Below are 21,672 nucleotides of genomic sequence, written 5' to 3'. Positions count from 1 at the left end.
ATGCTGTTCTAAAATAAACTCAAAGTGCTGCTTGCCAAAATGCTTCACCAGCTTGAATTGGGTCATTCGTTGCAGCCAGTGTATCTACCCAAGTTTGGTATTGACGAATGACAGGATGCTGACTTGGGTGAAAATCTTTTTTAAACCAGTCTAAATATTGATGGCGCATCGCAGAGAGTTTACCTTTACGACCAAAAAACCATGGTAAACCTTTAACTGCCATTTGGGCGCGTTGTTTTAAGCCAAAACCGTCATATTTCAGCATGACATTGGTACGATAAAACGTAAAGCTGAAAATTTGTAAGGTAACGAAGGCGAGGGCAAAGTTCCGAAGATACTCAGGTACTTCTCCAACCTCTTTCATCACATCAAAGGCAACGTCACGGTGTTCCATTTCTTCAATGGCATGCCATGCAAATAATGCTCTGACATAAGGGTGGACATTTTCCAGAGTTGCTTTTTCACTATAGAAAGTTTCAGCCATCAGTGCTGTTAAGTGTTCGGCAGCAGCAGTCATCGCAATGTTATATTGTTTAGAGCGGTTTTTTAGAATGTACTCAAAATGCCCGCCAAGGAACTTAATAAACTGATCAACAGGCATGCCTTGACGCTTCATTTCTTCATTCATTTTGTCATGCGCCAGTCCGTGCTGTGCTTCTTGTTTGATAAAATCACTGACTCGTTGCTGTAAATCGGGATCACTGATTTTGTCACGTAAGGCACGTACACTTTGAATAAAATAACGTTCACCGACTGGAAAAGTTAGACTTAGCGCATCAAACATACGAGTACGAAAAGGATCTTGATCAAACCAGAAGCGTGGAACTTCATTGAGTTTAAAGTCTAGATTGCTTCGGACGACAGGGTCAACCTGATGTTTTACATATGCATTCATTGTTTTATTTCTCGCAAATTTAATTTATAAAATGGTTAAGTAGATCAAATGGTTATTGACCTGCTTGCCAAAATTCCTCACCTGCTAGAATAGGATCATTAGTTTGTTCTAAGGTGTCTATCCAGACCTGATATTGCGCAATGATCGGATGTTGGCTTGGATGAAAGCCTTGTTTATACCAGTCAAAATATTGCTTCTTCATGTGAGTCATTACGCCGTGTTTGCCAAAGAACCAAGGCAAGCCTTGAGCAGCAAGTTTGATACGATCAAGACGACTAAAGCCATCATAACTAAGCATGACATTGGCACGATAAAAGGTGAAACCAAACATAGCAACTGTGGTCAAAGCTAAGGTAAATTTTCTTAAAGATTCAGGCACTTCACCCACTTGTTGCATGACATCAAAAGCGACATCGCGATGTTCCATTTCTTCAATGGAATGCCATGCAAATAAAGCACGTACATAGGGGTGTGCGTCTGCCAGTGTTTCTTTGCGACTGTAAAATGTTTCTGCCATTAATGCGGTCAAATGCTCAGCCGCAGCCGTCATGGCAATATTGTACTGGGGAGAGCGATTTTTCAGTTCAGATTTAAATAAACGATTTAGAAATTGGATAAATTGGTCAACAGGCATACCTTGCTTTTTCATCTCCTCATTCATTTTGTCATGTGCAATGCCGTGTTGGGCTTCTTGACGAATAAAGTCAGCAACACGTTGTTGTAATTCAGGGTCGCTGATTTGATTGCGAAATAAACGTACACATTCAATAAAGTAACGTTCACCATCTGGAAAAGTCAGACTCAAAGCATCGAACATACGGGTTTTAAATGGATCTCCACCAAACCAAAAACGTGGGATCTCATCTAGCTTAAAATTGAGTTGACTGCGAACGACAGGTTCGGCTTGATATTTCACCAATGCATTCATGTTGTTTTACTTGCATTACTTCGATGCTTTGAGTATGTCGGTGTTTTACAACTTTGTTTTGACAGATCTTGCCAATTTTTATACATTTTACGACAGAATGAAAATTTAGTATGTCAAATATGGATTTAGGATTGAGTCGCAATCATGCAGGAATTACATATACCGAATGGATATTTTCATCTTTGGCAGACTTATTTGTTTGAACAGGGAATCGACATTTTTACTGCTGATTTTTTAAAAGATGACTATTCACATTTAAAAAAAATTTTACTTCAGCCAATTGATACTCAGTCTTCTTATCTTTTTTTTCAGCAAATTCTTAAAAAAACTGAACTTGCTTTAGATTGCCCACAGATTATTTTTGAAATGGCGCAGTATGTTCGCCCTGAACACTTTGGGGTTTTAGGCTATATGGCAACACGAAGTACCACAGTTGCTGAAGCCTTACATAATATTCTACGTTTTAGTCGTTTGGTGATTGATGGTGATCATATTATTCCGATGAAGATGAAGCAGGTGGGGCAACATATTCATCTTATTTGGCCTTTTCACCATGAAAAATATATTGTCATTAATGAATTGACCAATGCTTTAATGATGCATTTAGCACGAAAAATTGTTGTGCTTCATCAGTTTCCATTATTGGAGGTAAATTTTGCTCACCCACCACAAATGGCGATTTATCATTATCAAAAATTTTATGCGTGTGATGTTCATTTTAATCAATCTGAATATAGCTTTGTTCTGGGTTTAGAAGGACTAAATGCAAAAATTCAACAAGCAGATCCCTCATTGATGCAACTTTTGGTTAAACAAGCTGAGGAAGCCATTGCCTCAAAAACACGCTATGAAACTTTGCCTCAAAAACTACATTTTATTGTTGCAGAATATCTAAGGCTGCAAGAACAAGCTCCTAAAATTGAAGATATTGCACAAGAATTAAATATTTCTGCGAGAACTTTGCAACGTCAGTTGAATGAATTTGGTCAATCATTTAAAAAAATCGTGGAAATTGAACGTATGCAGCGTTGTGAATTATTACTCGAAAGTGACCTGCAACTGACTGAGATCGCGATGCGTTTGGGTTATTCTGACCAATCGGCATTGGCAAGAGCCTATAAGGCATATAGTGGGCAGACTTTATTACAGAAAAAACAGCAATTAAAATAAAAGTTTTAAATTGTATCTTTTCTATTCAAAATATTCTCAATCCATCAAAATATGAAAGTTTGTAGATGAAATAATTTTTAAAAGAAAAGGATAACGAGGATTTAAAATGAAAAAATTAATTTTAGCGGCTGTTATATGTATGACTTATACAAATGTGCAAGCCAATGTATGTGAAATTCCACTCAATCAAGTGGCGATAGGTAGTATGACTTTGATGCAAAGTCTTGATCAATTTAAAAAAATACATAGCAATGCTAAGCCTGATAAAGATCGAATTCAGATTTTAGATGTTGATCAAGCTTTTGAAAATGCAGGAGTCACTTCAGTCGGAAGTATAGATTTTGATCCAGTAAAAAACCGTATTATTGGTTTTACGCTCTCTTACAATGAAGGAAAATATGCACAACTTGAAACACCTTTAAATCAGTTCAAAAATAGTATTTTAAAAAACTCAAAACTTCCACAAAAGGGTTGGGTGTTAAGTCAGGACAAAGAAGCATATCAATATCGTTGTAATGATTATCAAGTATTTATACGACAAGATCATGGTGTAGGGCGTGGTTCACTTGGTGCAGTGGTGTGGGTATTTAGTCGATATAGTGATAGTTTTGAATAATATTTTATGGTCAATACCACAGATTTAATCATTAAACAGTAAGAAAAAGCCTCTTTGTCTGAGACAAAGAGGCAGTCTTTTTTATCGTATTTTGAGTTTTGGAAATCTGAAAATAATCGCCAATACCGCAAAAATTGCCAAAATCCAGCAATAATAAATTGAGCCAATCAATTCAACTGGTGATAGTTTTGCAATAGAACATGCAAGCAGTAATTGAGCACCATAAGGAATGATCCCTTGTACCACGCAAGAAAAAATATCCATCAATGCAGCAGCGCGTTTTGGGTCTACACCATATTCTTTAGCAACTTCTCGTGCCATATCACCTGATAAAATAATGGCAACGGTATTATTTGCTACAAATAAATTTGAGAAAATAACTAAAAAACTGATGCCGATTTCACCCGCGCGTTGAGTGCCAACTTTAAATAATCGAGTGATACTATAAATCCGTTGAATCAACCACTCTAAGCCACCTTCTTTTTGCATAATTGCAGAGAGTCCCCCCAAGAACATCGACAATAATGCCACTTCAAACATGCCTTCGAAGCCTGAATAGATAGATGTATTTAACTTTAATAAGTCAAATGATGGCGTGACAAATAGCCCCATTAAACCTGATAACACAACGCCAAGTGCTAAGACTGCTAAAACATGTAAGCGTGTAAAAGCCAAAAGAAATACTGCCACATAAGGCAAGATCAACCATAAGTTATAATCTTTATATTCAATAGATTGTGGTGAATGATTGGTCAGTATATAAATGCCAATGGTGACAATAGCAGCAGGAAATGCAATCCAGATATTGACCCGAAATTTATCTCTTAATTCAACATTTAAACTGCGTGTTGCTGCAATGGTGGTATCTGAGATCATGGACAGGTTATCGCCAAACATGGCACCACTGACCACCGCACCAATGGCATAAATCGGTTGAATATCCGTCGCTTGAGAAAAACCAAAAGCAATGGGCGCGCAAGCTGCAATGGTACCCATCGAAGTTCCCATTGCTGTAGCCACAAATGCTGAGATGATAAACAGCATGGGCAATACAAACTCAGGTGGAATGATGGATAGTCCAAACTGAACTGTTGCATCCACACTGCCAATGGCACTCGATACGCTGGCAAAAGCACCGGCGAGCATAAAGACCATAAACATTAAAATGAGGTTGGGATGACTTGCACCTTGTAAAAATTCATCAATTGCTGCATTTAATTTTCCACGATACAACACAATTGCTAAAATAATTGCAGGTAAGGCAGCAACAGGTGCTTTGACTTGATAAAACGCAAATTCAGTACCAATAATAGAATGGTAAATACCACTGCCTAAAAAGATGGCTAAAAAGACAATAAGTGGTAGCAGCGCAAGCCCACGAGCTTGAACTTTACTGTGTGGGGGAGTGGTCATATTCAAAAAATAAAAAAGAGTAGCTTCTATAGTATAAACAGCTTTTGCAATTTCTTAAAAATTAAAATGCATTAGATTTTGTTCATGTTCTGATGTTATTTAAATGATTTGATTTAAGTTTTTCAATTTATTTACGAATTTTAAAAAAGCAAAAAATAGGTAACTTTGATCATTGTCCAAAAAAATAAAATAGCGCTAAATGTATGTCATAGGTTGTTCGTTATTTTGTATTAATATGAGATACCATTGTGCTACAGCGTTACTCTATCCAATGAGTAAAAAATAGCGTTACAATGCAACGTCTTGTATTTATACAAAACCAACTCCTCAAGTTTAACAATTCAAGGAATGTACAACCCTATGTCACGTTTAGCCACTCGATTTGCACAGCTTAAATCACAACAGCGTAAAGCATTGGTTTCTTATGTCATGGCGGGTGATCCTCAACCACATGTAACCGTACCCTTGTTGCATCAAATGGTTGAAGCGGGCGTAGATGTACTTGAACTTGGTTTGCCATTTTCAGACCCAATGGCAGATGGTCCAGTGATTGCCCTTGCCGCAGAGCGTGCTTTAGCAGCAGGAACCAATACCCTTGATGCTTTAAACATGGTGAAAGAATTCCGTCAAAAAGACAGCACAACACCTGTAGTCTTGATGGGATATTTAAACCCTGTTGAAGTGATTGGATATGAAAAATTTGTCGCTTATGCCAACCAATGTGGTGTAGACGGTGTTCTTCTCGTAGATTTACCACCAGAAGAAGCAAAAGATTTTGATGAAGTATTGAAAAAATACAACATGAATCAAATTTTCTTGCTTGCACCAACTTCGACAGATGAACGTATTCAACATGTAGTCAAACAAGCCAGTGGTTTTATTTACTATGTGTCATTAAAAGGTGTAACAGGTGCTGCAACACTAGATACAACTGAAGTCGCAACACGCATTCAAAAAATCAAGTCATATACAGATATTCCTGTAGGTGTAGGTTTTGGGATCAGTGATGCAGCTTCAGCAAAAGCTGTTGGGCAAGTTGCTGATGCTGTCATTGTCGGCAGTGCATTTGTCAAACCTTTTGCAAACTTAGCACCAGAACAAGCTGTGGAAGCAGCGGTGAATAAAGTCAAGGAGCTTCGAGCAGCGCTCGATGAGTTAGTATGAATCAAGAAGTGAAATCAGGGAAAATCCTGAGTGCATCAACACCGTGGACAGATCGTTCTGTTCCAGGGATTGAGGTGCCTGATCAACAACAAACACTCAAAGCAACATTTACAGAACCAACCATTGAGTGCCCTGAATGTCACGCATTGGTTACTCGTACTGCGATGTCTTTTAATGCTTATGTTTGTCCATCATGTGATGAACATCTGAAAATGAAAGCACGTGATCGCTTAAACTGGTTCTTTGATAATGTGAGTGCAGAACTCGGTCAAGAATTTGTAGCAAAAGACCCATTACACTTTGTCGACAGTCGACCTTATCCTGAGCGTATGAAAGAAGCGCAAGATAAAACAGGTGAAACTGAAGCTTTAGTGGTCATGCAAGGTCAACTTAAAAATATTCCATTGATTGCATGCGCATTTGAATTTGATTTTATGGGCGGTTCAATGGGTACGGTTGTGGGTGACCGTTTTGTTCAAGCTGCTGAAAAAGCCATTAGTTTGAAACAACCTTTAGTCTGTTTTGCAGCTTCTGGTGGTGCGCGTATGCAAGAAGGCATGTTGTCTTTGATGCAAATGGCACGTACTTCTGCAGCAATCCAAAAAATGAAAGATGCACATCTGCCTTATATTGTGGTGTTGACGCATCCAGTTTACGGTGGTGTGACTGCATCATTGGCAATGTTGGGTGATGTTCATATCGCTGAACCGAAAGCCATGATTGGTTTTGCGGGTAAACGTGTTATTGAACAAACGGTTCGTGAGAAGCTTGAAGAACCGTTCCAACGTGCTGAATTCTTGCTTGATCATGGTGTAATCGATCAAATTGTTCATCGTCATGCATTACGTGATACTGTATACCGTATTGTAGCGAAACTGATGAATTTGCCTTGAACAACCATCCAGCACCTTTAAAAACAGATGATTTAAATACATGGCTCAATTATTGGAGCCATGTTCATGTTACAGGAATTGATTTGGGCTTAGAGCGCGTCATTCCTGTTGCAGAGCAATTGGGCGTCATGCGACCCAATGCCAAAGTTTTAACGGTGGCTGGAACCAATGGTAAAGGCTCAACCACAACGACACTTGCTGCCATACTTAATGCACAAGGTCTCAATGTTGGGCTATACCAATCTCCACATATTTATCGTTTTAATGAGCGTGTCAAACTTGCTGGGCAAGAAGTTGATGATCAAACCTTGATTGATGCTTTTGTACAAGTTGATCAAGCACGCCGTATCTGTGATTTATCTTTATCATTCTTTGAAGCCACTACTTTGGCTGCTTTTGTTATTTTTAAACAAAAACAGTGCGATGTCTGGGTGCTTGAAGTAGGTTTAGGTGGTCGTTTGGATGTGGTCAATGTCATTGATCCTGATGTAGCTGTGATTACCAATATTGGGCTAGATCATACTGATTGGCTCGGTGATACTATTGAAAAAATTGCTTTTGAAAAAGCAGGCATTATTCGTGCAAATATTCCTGTAGTTTTTGGTGGACAGCAAAGTTTGCCACAAGCGATTCAGGACAAAGCGACAGAATGTAATGCAACGCTTTATGCGCTGAATCGTGATTATTTCTATCATGATACCAAAGATGGTAAAACATGGGATTTTGCAAGCTCAGGTGTGACGTTAAAGTTACCTTTGGGACAGTTAGCCTTAGATAATATCTCAACGGCTGTCGCAGCGATTTTAGCCAGTGGTTTGAATGTATCACAACAAGCGATGGCGCAAGGTATCGAAACAGCACAGTTACAAGGTCGTTTTGAAATTAGAAAAATACATTATAAATCACAAGAAAAAACAGTGATTTTCGATGCGGGACATAATCCGCACGGTGTTGAATTTTTGTTAAAGCAATTGCGAAAATTCTTAGAATACAATAAACAGTACACAGAAGTTGTCTCCGTATTTTCAATGTTGTCTGACAAAGATATAGAATCTGTAGTCAAGTTATTGAAAAATACTGTATTAAAGTGGAAAATTGCGCCATTGACTGTAGCTCGTGCAGCACCAATGGAACAATTGGTTGCTGGCTTACAAAATGAGACAGTTGAAAAATTTGAGAGTGTACAAGCAGCATTTCAATCAGCGCTTGCAGAAACCAATAATAATCAGCTGATTTTGGTGTGTGGTTCGTTCCATACCTTAGAAGCGGTCTGGGAGTATTTAGAAGAATGTCAATGAATAACAAACAGCGCTGGATGGGTGGCGTTGTTTTATTAGGTGGTGGTGTGTTATTAGCAGCCCTCCTTCTAAAAGGCAAAGAAGAAATATATCAAACTCAAGTACCAACGACACCTGTTGCAAATGTGCAGCAAAAGGAAAAAGCAGCACCATTAGAGTCCGTGCAGCTTGAACCTTTAACTGTAGATGTTGCAACAGAAAAACGCCTACTTGAAGAGCAACGCCGTGCGCGTGAAAAGGCTGTTGCTGAACAAGAAGCGAAAGCAGCTGATTTTTTACGTATGCAACAACAGGCGGAAGCAGATGCAGCACGTAAGGCAGCAGAAGAATATGCAGCTGCAAATGCGCGTCGTAAAGCAGCTCAAGAAAGCTCGGATAATATTCCTCCTGAACTCAATCAAGATGATAAAACCAAAGCTCAGCAAAAAACTGCTGAACAAAAGAAGCTTGAGCAACAAAAGGCAGATGCTGAAAAAAAGTTAGCAGAGCAGAAGCGTCAACAAAATAATGCAGAGGCAGAGAAAAAAGCTGCAGAAGAGAAAAAACGTAAAGCTCTAGAGGAAGAAAAACGTAAAGCAGAAGCTGATAAGAAAAAAGAAGCAGACCGCAAAGCTGAAGCAGAGAAAAAAGCTGAAGCAGATCGTAAAGCTACAGAAGAAAAAAAGCGTAAAGCCCAAGAGGAAGAAAAGCGTAAATTAGAAGCTGACAAGAAAAAAGAGGCAGAGAAAAAAGCTGAAGCAGATCGTAAAGCCGCGGAAGAAAAAAAGCGTAAAGCACAAGAGGATGCTAAGAAAAAGGCTGAAGCAGATAAAGCACGTGATTTGTTGGAAAATGGTGACAAGCAATGGATGGTACAAGTTGCACTGGCTGCCAATGAAGCCAATGCAGATGCTGTTGCTGCAAAATTACGCGCAAAAGGCTATAAAGTGACAAAAAGTCCAACATCTAAAGGTATTCGCATCATGGTTGGACCGTCAAAAGATCGTGATTCTGCTGATGCAACACGCAAAAAAATCAATTCAGACGATAGTTTAGGTATGAAGTCTGCATGGGTGATTGATTGGGTGCCTTTAGATAGGCGTTAAGTTTTAGACTTATCCTTGATTTTAAGATGGATTTGAGAGTTGTTCTCGAATCCATTTTATTTTTTCAGGGCTAAATAACTTTTCAATATTGCCCCAAATGGGATGAAAGCCATAACCGCCATGTTTCATTTCATTTAAAGCATCCGCCGTAGACCAATTTTCAAAAATAATACGATACATTGCAATACTAGCACCTGTACGATCAGAGCCGTGGTAACAATGAATTAATACTTTTTGACCTTTTTGTTGTGCGGTTTGAATAGAGCGCATGACTTGTAGTAAATCATGTTCATTAATTGCCCATGTATGAATGGGAATATGGACTAACTCTAAATTTTGACCTGCAAGTGTTGAGCTATCTTTATCACGACTACGTAAATTGATCACAACATCAATATCATGTTGAGCTAATAATGGAATTAATTGCTTACTGGGTTGCTCACTACGAAAAATGCTATCACTCATTTTATAAAAATTATAATCGGACTGAATGACTTGTCCCCAATTTTGGGGTCTTTGGTCGGCAGGAAGCGTTGAAGTTGTTATGCATCCTGTTAGCGTACTGCTTAAAATTAAAGTCGCCAAAAAATATTGTTTTATCATATTTGATATTTCTTTAAGTCCAATGGGTCATGTGCGCAAATGATCTCAATTTGTGGTTGAGTTTGGGCAAGGGTTTGTAATGCTTGTAAGCTTTGAAGACGTTGTTGATTATCAAAAGCAAGTAATTGTTCAGCCCAATTTAGACCCCAGACACGATATTTGGGGTTAAGTTCTAAGTGAGAGTAATAGGCATCGCCACAAAAAAGTAAATAACCTTCTTGTTGTTTTATCGCAATACCACAATGTCCTGCCGTATGTCCTAATAATGGAATTATTAAAATTTCATCTTTAAAAAGATTAAAACCTTGTACACGATGAAAATTAAACCAAGTTTCACCCGCAGCGTGTTCTAAAAAGTGCCAATACGCATGTTGTTGAAATTGTTGAGGACGATAACGTAATTTATTTTTAGCAGAGAGCGTTTGTGCTGCATTAAACTCATTCGATAAAATATGTACTGTGGCATTTGGAAAGTCTGCAATACCTCCTGCATGATCAAAATCTAAATGCGTGACTAAAATATGTCGAACATCATTGGGTTTAAAACCCAGTTGTTGAATTTGATGGAAAGCAGATAAATGTTGATCAGGTACAATTGCGGCAAAATAGTGAATGAGTTTGCCTAAACGCTTTTTAGAATGTAAATAATCTTGTATGCCTAAACCTGTATCAACTAAAACTAAGCCACGATCTGTCTCAAGCAATAAACAATGACAGACAAAGTGTGCTTTTAAGCCTGTTTGCCCAAAAAGAGGTGCGCAGAGTGGGCAAAAACTACCACAATGTAAATGGTGGATTTTATAAATCATACTATTTTGATTGTTAAATTATTCTACATCTCTTATACCTTATTTTTGCAAATCAACCAATGCTTACAAAACATTGTCATTAATGCTGCAATGTTTATGATTTTCTATAGCATACTCATAAATATAACAAACATAATAAGGAGAATACGGATGCAGCTTTATTATTCTTTAACATCGCCTTTTGCGCGTAAAGTTTGTGTGTTGATTCAAGAGTTAAAAATTCAGGATCAATTTGAAATGATTAAGATTGACCCTTGGACAAACCTAGATTTAAGGCAGATCAATCCATTATCAAAAGTTCCAACTTTGGTTTTAAATCATAAAGAAGTTTTATTTGATTCGGCATTAATTTGTGAATATTTAAGTACCTTAAAAGATAAAGCACTGATTTATCCCACTGAACGTGTTGAATATTTTAAAAGTTTAAGGTTACAAGCATTAGCTGATGGTGCTATGGCAGCCGTAGGGCGATGCTATGCAGAGTTAAAAAAACCTGAACATTTACAATCACAAGATATGTTACAACGCTTTCAAGCAACACAAGTAGCGACACTGATTTGGTTGGAACAACATTTAGATAATTTCACAAAAAACTTTGGGATAGGTGAAATTTCTGTGGCGTGTTTGTTGGCGTATATTGATTTTAGATTTCCTGAACAAGATTGGAAGATAAAATATAGCCAACTTGCAGCATGGTTTGAGCAAGTGAAGGCACGTGATTCAATGCAATTCACTCACTACCAAGTGTAAGTGTAAGGATGAAAGTGTCTGGCTATTTTTGAAAAAAAAGAACTCCATCTGAGAAAGGTGGAGTTCAATGGAGAAAGCACAATTTTTGTTTTTGAAGTTTAATTTAGTCTTTATTTGGTTGTGGCGTTAAGCGTAAATAAGGTTTAACCGCCGTATAACCTTTTGGGAAGCGTTCTTTTAGCTCAGCTTCATCTTTAATTGAAGGTACAATGACAACATCTTCACCTTCTTGCCAATTTGCTGGTGTAGCAACTTTATAGTTGTCTGTGAGTTGTAATGAATCAATCACCCGTAGAATTTCATTAAAATTACGTCCTGTTGAAGCGGGATAAGTAATAATTAAACGGACTTTTTTATGAGGATCAATAATTAATAAAGAGCGTACAGTGGTTGTTTCGCTGGCATTGGGGTGAATAAAATCATAAAGTGTTGAAACTTTACGATCTTTGTCCGCTAAAATTGGAAAATTTACCGTTGTATGTTGTGTTTCATTAATATCTTGAATCCAACCTTGATGTGACTCCACATCATCTACCGAAAGCGCAATTGCTTTTACACCACGTTTGGTAAATTCATCTTTGAGTTTTGCTGTATAACCCAGCTCTGTTGTACACACAGGTGTATAATCTGCTGGATGAGAAAATAAAATACCCCAATCATTACCTAAAAATTCGTAAAAATTAATCTTCCCTTCACTAGAGTCCTGTTCAAAGTCAGGTGCTGTATCACCCAAACGAATTGTCATGATATTGTCCTCAAAATTTAGAATGTTTAAAGTTGTTGTTTAGCTCGTCAAAATCACTATGGCTTAAATTTCTTATAATTAAAAATAGTGTTTTTGTATTTCTTTATGAGAAAATAAGATATAAAACCTGAACAAGATGTAAAAATTCACGATTTCTGCTGAATAGTTCTATCTGTCTATCGTGCAAATTTGCTACATTAGTTCGCCTTAGCTCATACACGCGAAAGTCGGTGCACAGATTTTTTTTAATTGGTTTTGTGTAAAAACCTTGTACTTCAAATTTCTAACACCATAATAACGTCTGAGAAAAATTTATTTTGATAAGCAAGTTTTAGAGAGTCTATACATGTTGGCAAGCCTGATCGGAGGAATCTTCGGTACTAAAAACGAGCGTGAACTAAAACGCATGCGTAAAATTGTCGATAAGATCAATGCGCTTGAGCCGACAATATCTGCTTTAAGTGACGCTGACTTATCTGCAAAAACTGAAGAATTTAAACAAAGATATAAAAAGGGTGAAAGCCTTGATAAGTTAATGCCAGAAGCATTTGCAGTTTGTCGTGAAGCGGGTAAACGTGTCATGGGCATGCGTCATTATGACGTGCAATTGATTGGCGGTATTACTTTACACGAAGGTAAAGTTGCAGAAATGCGTACAGGTGAAGGTAAAACCCTAATGGGTACTTTAGCTGTTTACCTCAATGCAATCAGTGAAGCAGGTGTTCATGTCATCACGGTCAATGATTATTTGGCACAGCGTGATGCAGAGTTAAACCGTCCACTGTATGAGTTCTTAGGTTTAACTGTTGGTGTGATTTATTCCATGCAAGCACCAATGGAAAAAGCTGAAGCTTACCGTGCAGACATTACTTACGGTACAAATAACGAATTTGGTTTTGACTATCTACGTGACAATATGGTTTTCTCGATGGTAGAGAAAAAACAACGTGGGTTAAGTTATGCCATCATTGATGAAGTGGACTCTATTTTAATTGATGAAGCACGTACACCTTTGATTATTTCTGGTCAAAGTGAAGATTCATCGCAACTTTATCAATTAATGAATAATATTCCGCCAAAATTAACTCCACAGAAAGAAGAAAAAGTTGCAGACGGTGGGCATTTCTGGATTGATGAAAAGCAACGCTCTGTTGAAATGACTGAAGTCGGTTATGAAACAGTAGAGCAAGAACTCATTCAAATGGGATTGTTGGCTGAAGGTGAAAGTTTATATTCAGCAGCAAATTTAAACTTAGTTCATCATGTAACTGCTTCAATTCGTGCGCATTTCTTATATCAACGTAATGTGCATTATATTATCAATGATGGCGAAGTGATCATTGTTGATGAAAACACAGGTCGTACCATGCCTGGTCGTCGCTGGTCTGAAGGTTTGCATCAAGCAGTTGAAGCGAAAGAAGGTTTAGAAATTCAACCAGAAAACCAAACTTTAGCAACCACAACATTCCAAAACTATTTCCGTTTATATAAAAAGCTTTCAGGTATGACAGGTACTGCTGATACTGAAGCTGCGGAAATGAAAGAAATCTACAACCTAGATGTAGTGTTAATTCCAACCCATCGCCCAATGTTGCGTAAGGACTTAAATGATTTAATTTATTTAAATCGTGAGGGTAAATACAATGCAATTATTGAAGAAATTCAAAAAATTCATGCTGCAGGTGTAGCACCAATTTTGATTGGTACAGCGACGATTGAGGCTTCTGAGATTCTTTCAGATAAACTACGCGATGCAGGTATTCACCATGAAGTTCTCAATGCAAAACAGCATGAGCGTGAAGCTGATATTATTGCTCAAGCAGGAGCACCGAATGCTGTAACGATTGCAACAAACATGGCGGGTCGTGGTACAGACATTTTGCTTGGTGGTAACTGGAAAGCCTTACTTGCAAAAATTGAAAATCCAACTCCAGAAGATAGTGCACGACTTCGTGCAGAGTGGGAAAAAAACAATGAAATGGTGTTGAGTTCAGGTGGTTTACATATCATCGGTTCAGAACGTCATGAATCACGCCGTATTGACAACCAGTTACGTGGTCGTTCAGGTCGTCAAGGTGACCCTGGTGTATCACGCTTCTTCTTATCACTTGAAGATGACCTCATGCGTATTTTCGCAGGTGATCGTGTGATTGCGATGATGCGTGCAATGGGCTTACAAGAAAATGAAGCCATTGAACATAAAATGGTGTCACGTTCAATCGAAAATGCGCAACGTAAAGTTGAAGCACGTAACTTTGACATTCGTAAAAATCTTTTAAAATACGATGATGTCAATAATGAACAACGTAAAATCATTTATTCACAACGTGATGAGATTTTAGAAGAAGCAACACTTCAAGATTATATTGAAGAAATGCATCAAGAAGTCATGAAAGGTTTAATCGAAACTTATATTCCACCTGAATCAATTCATGATCAGTGGGATATTGAAGGTCTAGAAAATGCTTTGCGTGTTGACTTAGGGATTGAGCTACCTGTATCACAATGGCTTGAAGAAGATCGTCGTTTAGATGAAGAAGCTTTGGTTGAGCGTATCAGTGATGAAGTCGTGCAACGTTATCGCCAACGTCGTGAAAATATGGGGGCTGAGTCTGCTGCAACTTTAGAACGTCATTTCTTGTTGGGTTCATTAGATCGCCACTGGAAAGACCATTTAGCTGCAATGGATTATTTACGTCAAGGTATTCATTTACGTGGCTATGCGCAGAAAAATCCAGAGCAAGAATACAAAAAAGAAGCGTTTAATTTATTTGTAAATATGCTTGGCGTGATTAAGTCAGACGTTGTGACTGATCTTTCTCGTGTGCATATTCCAACTGCGGAAGAGTTAGCAGAGATGGAAGCACAGCAACAAGCGCAAGCAGAAGCAATGCGTTTGAACTTTGCACATGATGAGTTTGATGGTTTAACAGGTGAGTTGAGTACGAGTACTCAAGCTGAAAATGAGCCTTTAAATTTACAAAAGCCTCAAACATTTACACCACCTGAAAGCCGTAATGCGCCATGCCCATGTGGTTCAGGTTTAAAATATAAACAATGTCACGGTAAAATTTAACATTTACCAACGTTAGCGTAATCTTTAAAAAAAGCAGGGCAAATGTTCTGCTTTTTTTACAAGTTATTACAGGAGGTGAATATTTATTGCACCTTTCACGATTAAATGTTATTTACTTGCTCAGTCCATGTTTAAAGATTTAGGAAAGATAATGAAAATACAATTCAAAGCATTATTTGTCGCAGCTTTAGCAATGCCAGTGCTGACTTTTGCAGATACTCAGCCACAAACTACAACGGTTGCCAATGTTCAGGCAGCAACAGGTGTAACTACTGCGCAGGCAGAAATTAAAAATGATTCAACGACAGTCATTAGTCCTCGCACAGGTATTCGCTATACTTTAGGAAATACAGGTGGTCGTCCAATTATTCTAAAAACAGCAGCAATTGCTGCTGTAACACCTGCAACGATCAATCGTGTGGTTGCTTCTAATCCAGCTTTATCAGCATCGAGTCAAGAAAAAGTAAAACAGGCGCTTTTAGTTTCAGAAAGTACGGTCGCTCAAAATCAAGTCGCTACGCAATAATGCTTGAAAAGTTATAAATCTATATCTAAACCAGTTGTTGTCGGACGCTGGTTTTTTCTTTTTTTAAGATCTATCACAATAAAAATCAATTCACTCCGTTATAGGCTCGATTTTTTGTCTATTTTCTAATAAGCTGTTGTTTTATTAATTTCATTCTGGATATTTGAAAATGGCAGTTGGTGACGTAACTATGCCACACATGCATGTGGTGCAAGGTGTAAAAATTGGCTCAGCAGAGGCGTATGTACGTTATCCAAATCGACGAGATTTAGTTGTTTTTGAGTTTGCACAAGGAACAACGGTCGCAGGCGTATTTACTCAAAGTGCCTTTGCTGCTGCTCCTGTTTTAATCAGTAAAAAGCACTTAGCTGAAAATACACCGCGTTATTTGGTGATTAATACAGGTAATGCAAATGCGGCAACAGGTGTGATTGGTTATCAAAATGCAGAAGCAACTTGCACAAAATTAGCAGAATTAACAGGTGTACAAGTTAATCAAATTTTACCATTTTCAACAGGTGTTATTGGTGAGCAATTACCACTTGAACGTTTAACACAAGGTTTACAACCTGCTTTAGATACATTAAATGAAAATGCTTGGTCTGATGCTGCATCAGGGATTATGACAACAGATACCACGCCTAAAGGCGCATCTGAGCAGTTTGAGCTAGATGGCATTACTTATACGATGACAGGTATTTCTAAAGGCGCGGGTATGATTCGCCCGAATATGGCAACCATGTTGAGCTTTGTTGCAACAGATGCACCTATTAGCCAAGAAATGACACAGGCATTATTACAAACCACAGTAACCCACTCATTTAATCGTATTACTATTGATGGTGATACTTCAACAAATGATTCTTGTATCTTTGTTGCGACTGGTTTGGCAGGTGGTACTCAAATTCAAAGCCAAAGCGATGCTCGTTATCAGAAAGTATTAGATGTACTTGCAGGTATTATGAATCGTCTTGCACAATTGATTGTACGTGATGGTGAAGGCGCGACAAAATTTATTACTGTACATGTTGAAGGTGGTGAAAACACACAGGAGTGTTGTGATGTAGCTTATAGTGTTGCCGAATCACCTTTGATTAAAACGGCATTGTTCGCTTCAGATCCAAACTGGGGACGTATTGTCATGGCGATTGGTAAAGCTGGTGTACCAAACCTTGACACTAGCAAGGTTCAGGTATGGTTAGGTGATGTGCAAATTTGCTTAGATGGTGGTGCAAATCCTGAGTATACCGAAGAGGCAGGAGCTGCTGTGATGGCTGAAAAAGAGATTAATATTCGTATTGATCTTGGTCGTGGTACAGCGAAAGATACAGTTTATACCTGTGATCTGTCATATGATTATGTCAAGATCAATGCGGACTATCGCTCTTAAAATTAAAAAATTTTAAAGAACCTCCGTTGTGAGGTTTTTTTATAAGTCAATGTTTTTTTAATAACTGGTCAAATGAGCCAACGCCAAAATTGCCAGTGTATGACATGAAACGCTTGTTTAATCACAAGCATACGGATAGAGAATACGTTTTATGAATGATGCGACCAATTTAATTGCCAACGAAGCAAAATCAATTGTACAAGCGCATTTAGATCGTTTGGGTGAATCTAAGAGTAATGTGTTAACTGAAGAAGCAAAACAAGCGAAGTTTGCACAAATTAAAGCAGAGCTAGAAAAACGTGATGCTGTTTTAGTAGCGCATTACTATTGTGACCCTGAAGTACAAGAACTTGCAGAGCTAACAGGTGGCTGTGTCTCTGATTCACTTGAAATGGCGCGTTTTGGACGAGATCATGCTGCATCAACATTGGTGGTGGCAGGCGTAAAATTTATGGGGGAAACCGCTAAAATTTTATCACCTGAAAAAAAGGTTTTAATGCCAACTTTAGAAGCAACTTGTTCACTTGACTTAGGTTGTCCTGTAGATGAGTTTACTGCGTTCTGTGATGCTCATCCTGATCATACAGTGGTTGTTTATGCCAATACTTCAGCTGCTGTAAAAGCTCGAGCAGACTGGGTGGTGACTTCAAGTTGTGCTGTTGAGATTATTGAACATTTAGATAGTTTAGGTGAAAAAATCATTTGGGCACCTGATCAGCATTTAGGGCGCTATATCCAAAAGAAAACAGGCGCAGAAATGTTGCTTTGGGATGGCTCTTGTATTGTGCATGAAGAGTTTCGCTCACGCGGTATTACCAATATGAAAGCCATTTATCCAAATGCTGCTGTATTGGTTCATCCTGAGTCACCAGAATCAGTTATTGATGTTGCAGATGCGGTGGGGAGTACATCACAACTGATCAAAGCTGCACAAACTTTGCCACACGACACTTTGATCGTGGCAACAGATCGCGGTATTTTTTATAAAATGCAACAAGCTGTTCCAAATAAGACATTGATTGAAGCACCTACCGCAGGAGAAGGAGCATCATGTCGTTCATGTGCACATTGTCCATGGATGGCAATGAATGAATTAGATGGCATCTTAGACGTTTTACAAAAAAATGATCAAGAAATCTTTGTGGATGCTCAATTAGCAGAGCGAGCGAAGCTACCATTAGATCGTATGTTGAACTTCAGTGCGAGTTTAAAACGCTAAAATTGTATAAAAAATAATAGAAATGTTTGATAAATATACATTTGACGTATTTTTTTGATTTTTTTTCAATATAGGTGTTGACGTCTAAGGGCGTCACGCCTAGAATGCACACCGTACCGAACGACATGTTCGATACGAAAGCTGAGATGAATCGGAGCATAGCACAGCCTGGTAGTGCACCTGGTTTGGGACCAGGGGGTCGTAGGTTCGAATCCTACTGCTCCGACCAATTCTTCAAGGCAAAGGTTAATTGATAATGTAAATTATCAGTCATGCGCCTGTAGCTCAGTTGGATAGAGCATCCGCCTTCTAAGCGGATGGTCACAGGTTCGAATCCTGTCAGGCGCGCAATTTGCTGCTTGATGTTGTAGAATCTAAAGCTTGTTGTAATGGTGGATGTAGCTCAGTTGGTAGAGCCCTGGATTGTGATTCCAGTTGTCGCGGGTTCGAATCCCGTCATTCACCCCAATCTCTTATGAGATATCGGAGCATAGCACAGCCTGGTAGTGCACCTGGTTTGGGACCAGGGGGTCGTAGGTTCGAATCCTACTGCTCCGACCAATTTAAGTTTACCCAAGTTTAAAACTTAAATATAAATTATCCGCTAATTAAGCGGTTTTTTTATGCCTAAAATTTAATAATCTGAAATTTGAATATAAAAAAAGGTCTATGACAGACCTTAAAATGATGAAAGTGAAATTATGGAATAATAATTACTGACACACGGCGGTTTTCTGCGCGGTGTTCTTCGCTGTCATTGGTTTTAATGGGTTGTTCTGAACCTTTACCTATAATTTGAATATTACTTGGGTTGAAATGCTGAGCAATAAAGATATTCGCCACACTTTGGGCGCGCTTTTGAGAAAGCGTTGTGTTATAGCTTGCTGAGCCCACATCATCTGTATGACCCACGATTTTAACTTTGGTTAAGTTATATTTTTGCAACTGTTTTGAAAGATGCATAATAGAGTCGCGGTTTTGATCTTTAATTTCGGACTGATCAAAATCAAATAATAGACGTTCAGGCAGCCCTAAACTCCAACCTTCATCTGTTAATACAAAACCTTCTTTTTTTAATGCACGGACTTGATTGTATTTTAAGCCTCCTAAATTTAAACAACCTGTAAGTGCTAAGCATAATAAGGCAAGAATTGGAAGCTTTAGGTGTGTTGTAAACATATGGTATCCCCTGATTAAAGTTAGTTATGGTAAATAAACCAATGATGAGTCAGTGATTTTGCTTTATACATTGCCTGATCTGCCTGAGAAATTAAATCTTCAGGAGAAATTGCTTGATTTGATAAAGCGATTCCTAAACTAAAACTAAAAGCTATACTTTGATTTTTATAGATCAAAGGTTTTTCACAACTTTTAATCAAATTTTCAGCAATTGAAATTAAGTGATCTACACGTTGGATTGAGCTTAAAATGATGGCAAATTCATCACCACTTAGACGAGCTACAAAATCATCCTGACGAATATTTTGTTTTAAGCGAGCAGCCATTTCTTTTAAAACAGCGTCTCCAGCTTGATGCCCATATTGATCATTAATTACTTTAAAATTATTTGTGTCGATGAAAAGTAAAGCAATCTGTTGTTTTGTCGAAGTGTTTTTAAATGAATGTATTAGCGCTTGATAAAAATAACTACGATTAGGTAAACCTGTTAAGTGGTCATGTTGTACTTGATAAGAAAGTTGTTGATTTTCCTTTTGCAAATGTGTATGCCATGATTGAATTTCTTCAAGTAATTGATTAAATACGCCATTTAAATGATTAAACTCTTGAATATCATTTTTAGGAAAACGTAAATTGTAAGCACTCTGTGTGCTGACGAGCTGAGCAATTTGAACAATAGGTGTCATTGATTGCATGATATGGCGATAGGTGAGATTTACAGACCACCATAACGCTAAAATCATAAAGAGCATTCCAATGCCTAAACCAACAAAAATTTTAATAATAAAAATTAAAATCTCATTGGAACTACCATAAAGAATAATCTTTCCGACATAATTACCATTATGTAGTACCGCAACATTAATCGCATCATGTAAGAAAATATGATCAAACAAGTTTTGTAATGCAGAATAATGATCTATGCTTTTAATACTTTCAGAAATTTTTTGATCCTGATGATCATAGACTTCAATCAAGCGCACAGAATGTTGTTGAGTGTATTCATGTAAAATTTGTGATAAAGCAATTTTATCTTGAAAGACGAGTGCGGGTTGAATCCGCTCAGACACAGTACGACTAATTAATTGTAAATTTTGCTCAGCAAAAGATTTGACTGTAAAAACAGAAATTGTGGCAAAAGTAAAAGTGCAAATTAAAAAAGTAATTGCAAAAATAGTAAATTGAGACTTTCTAAAAAGAGTTTGCAATGATGTTGATTTATAAAATTTATGAATCATTTGTATTACTCCGAATTTTTGGCTAAGAGTAAGACGCGAGGATCCACATGGACTTTCGATCTGGCTAAGCTGTCTAAATTAACTTTAAAAACTGTATTGCCATTTTTTGCATTATTTAAGCAAAAAACGCTACCTATTTCACATTCATTATTGCTTGTACTAAAGGATAGAATCGATTGTGTTAAAGCTATGTTTATAAGTTTTTGTTCAATTGCTGGCGTTGTATTTGAGAAAAAAATAGCATCACAATTTGTTGATTTAACATCATTAGAATTAATATCTTTTACTGTGAAAGCTAAATTTTGTGATTTTAGATAAGAAGAAAACTGTTGAGTTGCATAATTATTTTCAAGAATGCATAAAGTAGCAGGTGGGTTGTTCCATTTGACATAACTTAAAATAGAAAGTGTCATCATATAAATATTATGCGTTGAGTTCGCTATTGAGAAATTACTAAATACAAGCAATCCCCCTACAAGCAAAATTTTTATCAGCTTACTCTGCAACATAATCATTATAAAAGTAGAATAATAATGATTGCATTCTAATGAAAAATAATAATGAGTTCAAAAAATCTATGTAAATGAAAAATTTTTTATGCCAATAATGCTTAAAAAATAGCAAAAAACTTCAATTTTGAAGAATAAATAAGCAGTCATGCATAAAAAAATAAAA

Annotated in this window: 20 protein-coding genes and 4 tRNA genes; 15 read left to right on the top strand and 9 right to left on the bottom strand. The window is 37.5% G+C overall.

Annotated features, from left to right (window positions below):
* Positions 1 to 19: 19 nt before the first annotated feature.
* Entirely contained in the window at positions 20 to 895 is an 876-nt protein-coding gene (locus HX005_RS17045; protein WP_286378269.1) for a metal-dependent hydrolase, read from the bottom strand.
* Between the two features lie 52 nt (positions 896 to 947).
* On the bottom strand, positions 948 to 1,823 hold the full coding sequence (locus tag HX005_RS17040; protein ID WP_286378268.1) for a metal-dependent hydrolase: 876 nt from the start codon (positions 1,821 to 1,823) through the stop codon (positions 948 to 950).
* 144 nt (positions 1,824 to 1,967) lie between these two features.
* Here HX005_RS17040 and HX005_RS17035 point away from each other — a divergent pair, with 144 nt between their 5' ends.
* Positions 1,968 to 2,993, top strand: coding sequence for a helix-turn-helix transcriptional regulator (locus HX005_RS17035; RefSeq protein WP_107008136.1), 1,026 nt, complete (start codon positions 1,968 to 1,970; stop codon positions 2,991 to 2,993).
* A 106-nt stretch (positions 2,994 to 3,099) separates the two neighbouring features.
* A complete protein-coding gene (locus HX005_RS17030; protein ID WP_286378267.1) occupies positions 3,100 to 3,609 on the top strand; it encodes a hypothetical protein in 510 nt (169 codons plus the stop codon).
* An 81-nt stretch (positions 3,610 to 3,690) separates the two neighbouring features.
* On the opposite strand, the gene HX005_RS17025 is transcribed toward HX005_RS17030, so the two are convergent.
* Entirely contained in the window at positions 3,691 to 5,022 is a 1,332-nt protein-coding gene (locus tag HX005_RS17025; protein ID WP_286378266.1) for a Na+/H+ antiporter NhaC family protein, read from the bottom strand.
* Positions 5,023 to 5,382: 360 nt separating this feature from the next.
* On the opposite strand from HX005_RS17025, the gene trpA reads away from it, so the two are divergent.
* Genes trpA through HX005_RS17005 form a run of 4 tightly spaced genes read left to right on the top strand, consistent with a single transcriptional unit; the run spans position 5,383 to position 9,462 of the window.
* Complete coding sequence (trpA, locus tag HX005_RS17020; RefSeq protein ID WP_286378265.1) at positions 5,383 to 6,186, top strand: tryptophan synthase subunit alpha; 804 nt, start codon at positions 5,383 to 5,385, stop codon at positions 6,184 to 6,186.
* The gene (accD, locus tag HX005_RS17015; protein ID WP_107008140.1) at positions 6,183 to 7,079 is read left to right on the top strand and encodes an acetyl-CoA carboxylase, carboxyltransferase subunit beta; all 897 of its coding nucleotides are present in this window, start codon (positions 6,183 to 6,185) and stop codon (positions 7,077 to 7,079) included. Before trpA ends, accD begins: the two co-directional genes overlap by 4 nt.
* A complete protein-coding gene (folC, locus tag HX005_RS17010) occupies positions 7,076 to 8,377 on the top strand; it encodes a bifunctional tetrahydrofolate synthase/dihydrofolate synthase (protein ID WP_286378264.1) in 1,302 nt (433 codons plus the stop codon). The genes accD and folC overlap by 4 nt, the downstream gene beginning before the upstream one ends.
* Positions 8,368 to 9,462, top strand: a complete 1,095-nt coding sequence (locus HX005_RS17005; protein ID WP_286378263.1) for an SPOR domain-containing protein — start codon at positions 8,368 to 8,370, stop codon at positions 9,460 to 9,462. Before folC ends, HX005_RS17005 begins: the two co-directional genes overlap by 10 nt.
* A gap of 21 nt (positions 9,463 to 9,483) precedes the next feature.
* Here HX005_RS17005 and HX005_RS17000 read toward each other — a convergent pair whose 3' ends face one another.
* Entirely contained in the window at positions 9,484 to 10,065 is a 582-nt protein-coding gene (locus HX005_RS17000) for a dual specificity protein phosphatase family protein (protein WP_286378262.1), read from the bottom strand.
* Positions 10,062 to 10,874 (bottom strand): MBL fold metallo-hydrolase, encoded by an 813-nt coding sequence (locus tag HX005_RS16995; protein ID WP_286378261.1) that lies wholly within the window; start codon positions 10,872 to 10,874, stop codon positions 10,062 to 10,064. The genes HX005_RS17000 and HX005_RS16995 overlap by 4 nt, the downstream gene beginning before the upstream one ends.
* A gap of 150 nt (positions 10,875 to 11,024) precedes the next feature.
* On the opposite strand from HX005_RS16995, the gene HX005_RS16990 reads away from it, so the two are divergent.
* Complete coding sequence (locus HX005_RS16990; protein WP_286378260.1) at positions 11,025 to 11,624, top strand: glutathione S-transferase family protein; 600 nt, start codon at positions 11,025 to 11,027, stop codon at positions 11,622 to 11,624.
* A gap of 103 nt (positions 11,625 to 11,727) precedes the next feature.
* Here HX005_RS16990 and HX005_RS16985 read toward each other — a convergent pair whose 3' ends face one another.
* The gene (locus tag HX005_RS16985) at positions 11,728 to 12,369 is read right to left on the bottom strand and encodes a peroxiredoxin (RefSeq protein WP_107008146.1); all 642 of its coding nucleotides are present in this window, start codon (positions 12,367 to 12,369) and stop codon (positions 11,728 to 11,730) included.
* Positions 12,370 to 12,715: 346 nt separating this feature from the next.
* On the opposite strand from HX005_RS16985, the gene secA reads away from it, so the two are divergent.
* The 8 genes from secA to HX005_RS16945 all read left to right on the top strand — a co-directional run bounded on the left by secA (position 12,716) and on the right by HX005_RS16945 (position 19,141).
* Positions 12,716 to 15,445: a preprotein translocase subunit SecA gene (gene secA, locus HX005_RS16980; protein ID WP_286378259.1), complete on the top strand. Its 2,730-nt coding sequence runs from the start codon at positions 12,716 to 12,718 to the stop codon at positions 15,443 to 15,445.
* Positions 15,446 to 15,596: 151 nt separating this feature from the next.
* The gene (locus HX005_RS16975) at positions 15,597 to 15,971 is read left to right on the top strand and encodes a hypothetical protein (RefSeq protein WP_107008148.1); all 375 of its coding nucleotides are present in this window, start codon (positions 15,597 to 15,599) and stop codon (positions 15,969 to 15,971) included.
* Positions 15,972 to 16,140: 169 nt separating this feature from the next.
* Positions 16,141 to 17,361: a bifunctional glutamate N-acetyltransferase/amino-acid acetyltransferase ArgJ gene (gene argJ / locus HX005_RS16970; protein WP_286378258.1), complete on the top strand. Its 1,221-nt coding sequence runs from the start codon at positions 16,141 to 16,143 to the stop codon at positions 17,359 to 17,361.
* Between the two features lie 151 nt (positions 17,362 to 17,512).
* The gene (nadA, locus tag HX005_RS16965) at positions 17,513 to 18,580 is read left to right on the top strand and encodes a quinolinate synthase NadA (RefSeq protein WP_286378257.1); all 1,068 of its coding nucleotides are present in this window, start codon (positions 17,513 to 17,515) and stop codon (positions 18,578 to 18,580) included.
* Positions 18,581 to 18,732: 152 nt separating this feature from the next.
* Positions 18,733 to 18,809: transfer RNA gene (locus HX005_RS16960), tRNA-Pro, on the top strand.
* A gap of 45 nt (positions 18,810 to 18,854) precedes the next feature.
* Positions 18,855 to 18,928: transfer RNA gene (locus tag HX005_RS16955), tRNA-Arg, on the top strand.
* A gap of 44 nt (positions 18,929 to 18,972) precedes the next feature.
* Positions 18,973 to 19,048: transfer RNA gene (locus HX005_RS16950), tRNA-His, on the top strand.
* Positions 19,049 to 19,064: 16 nt separating this feature from the next.
* Positions 19,065 to 19,141: transfer RNA gene (locus HX005_RS16945), tRNA-Pro, on the top strand.
* Positions 19,142 to 19,279: 138 nt separating this feature from the next.
* Here the strand turns inward: HX005_RS16945 and yfiB are convergent.
* Genes yfiB through yfiR form a run of 3 tightly spaced genes read right to left on the bottom strand, consistent with a single transcriptional unit; the run spans position 19,280 to position 21,506 of the window.
* Complete coding sequence (gene yfiB, locus HX005_RS16940; protein ID WP_286378256.1) at positions 19,280 to 19,759, bottom strand: outer membrane lipoprotein YfiB; 480 nt, start codon at positions 19,757 to 19,759, stop codon at positions 19,280 to 19,282.
* A 20-nt stretch (positions 19,760 to 19,779) separates the two neighbouring features.
* Positions 19,780 to 20,997, bottom strand: a complete 1,218-nt coding sequence (dgcN, locus tag HX005_RS16935; protein WP_107009980.1) for a diguanylate cyclase DgcN/YfiN — start codon at positions 20,995 to 20,997, stop codon at positions 19,780 to 19,782.
* A 5-nt stretch (positions 20,998 to 21,002) separates the two neighbouring features.
* Positions 21,003 to 21,506: a regulatory sequestration protein YfiR gene (gene yfiR, locus HX005_RS16930; RefSeq protein ID WP_286378255.1), complete on the bottom strand. Its 504-nt coding sequence runs from the start codon at positions 21,504 to 21,506 to the stop codon at positions 21,003 to 21,005.
* Positions 21,507 to 21,672 lie beyond the last annotated feature (166 nt).

The sequence above is a fragment of the Acinetobacter sp. R933-2 genome (genome assembly GCF_030325485.1).
Classification (GTDB): Bacteria; Pseudomonadota; Gammaproteobacteria; order Pseudomonadales; family Moraxellaceae; genus Acinetobacter; species Acinetobacter sichuanensis.
This window is presented reverse-complemented; position numbering and strand designations above follow the sequence as displayed.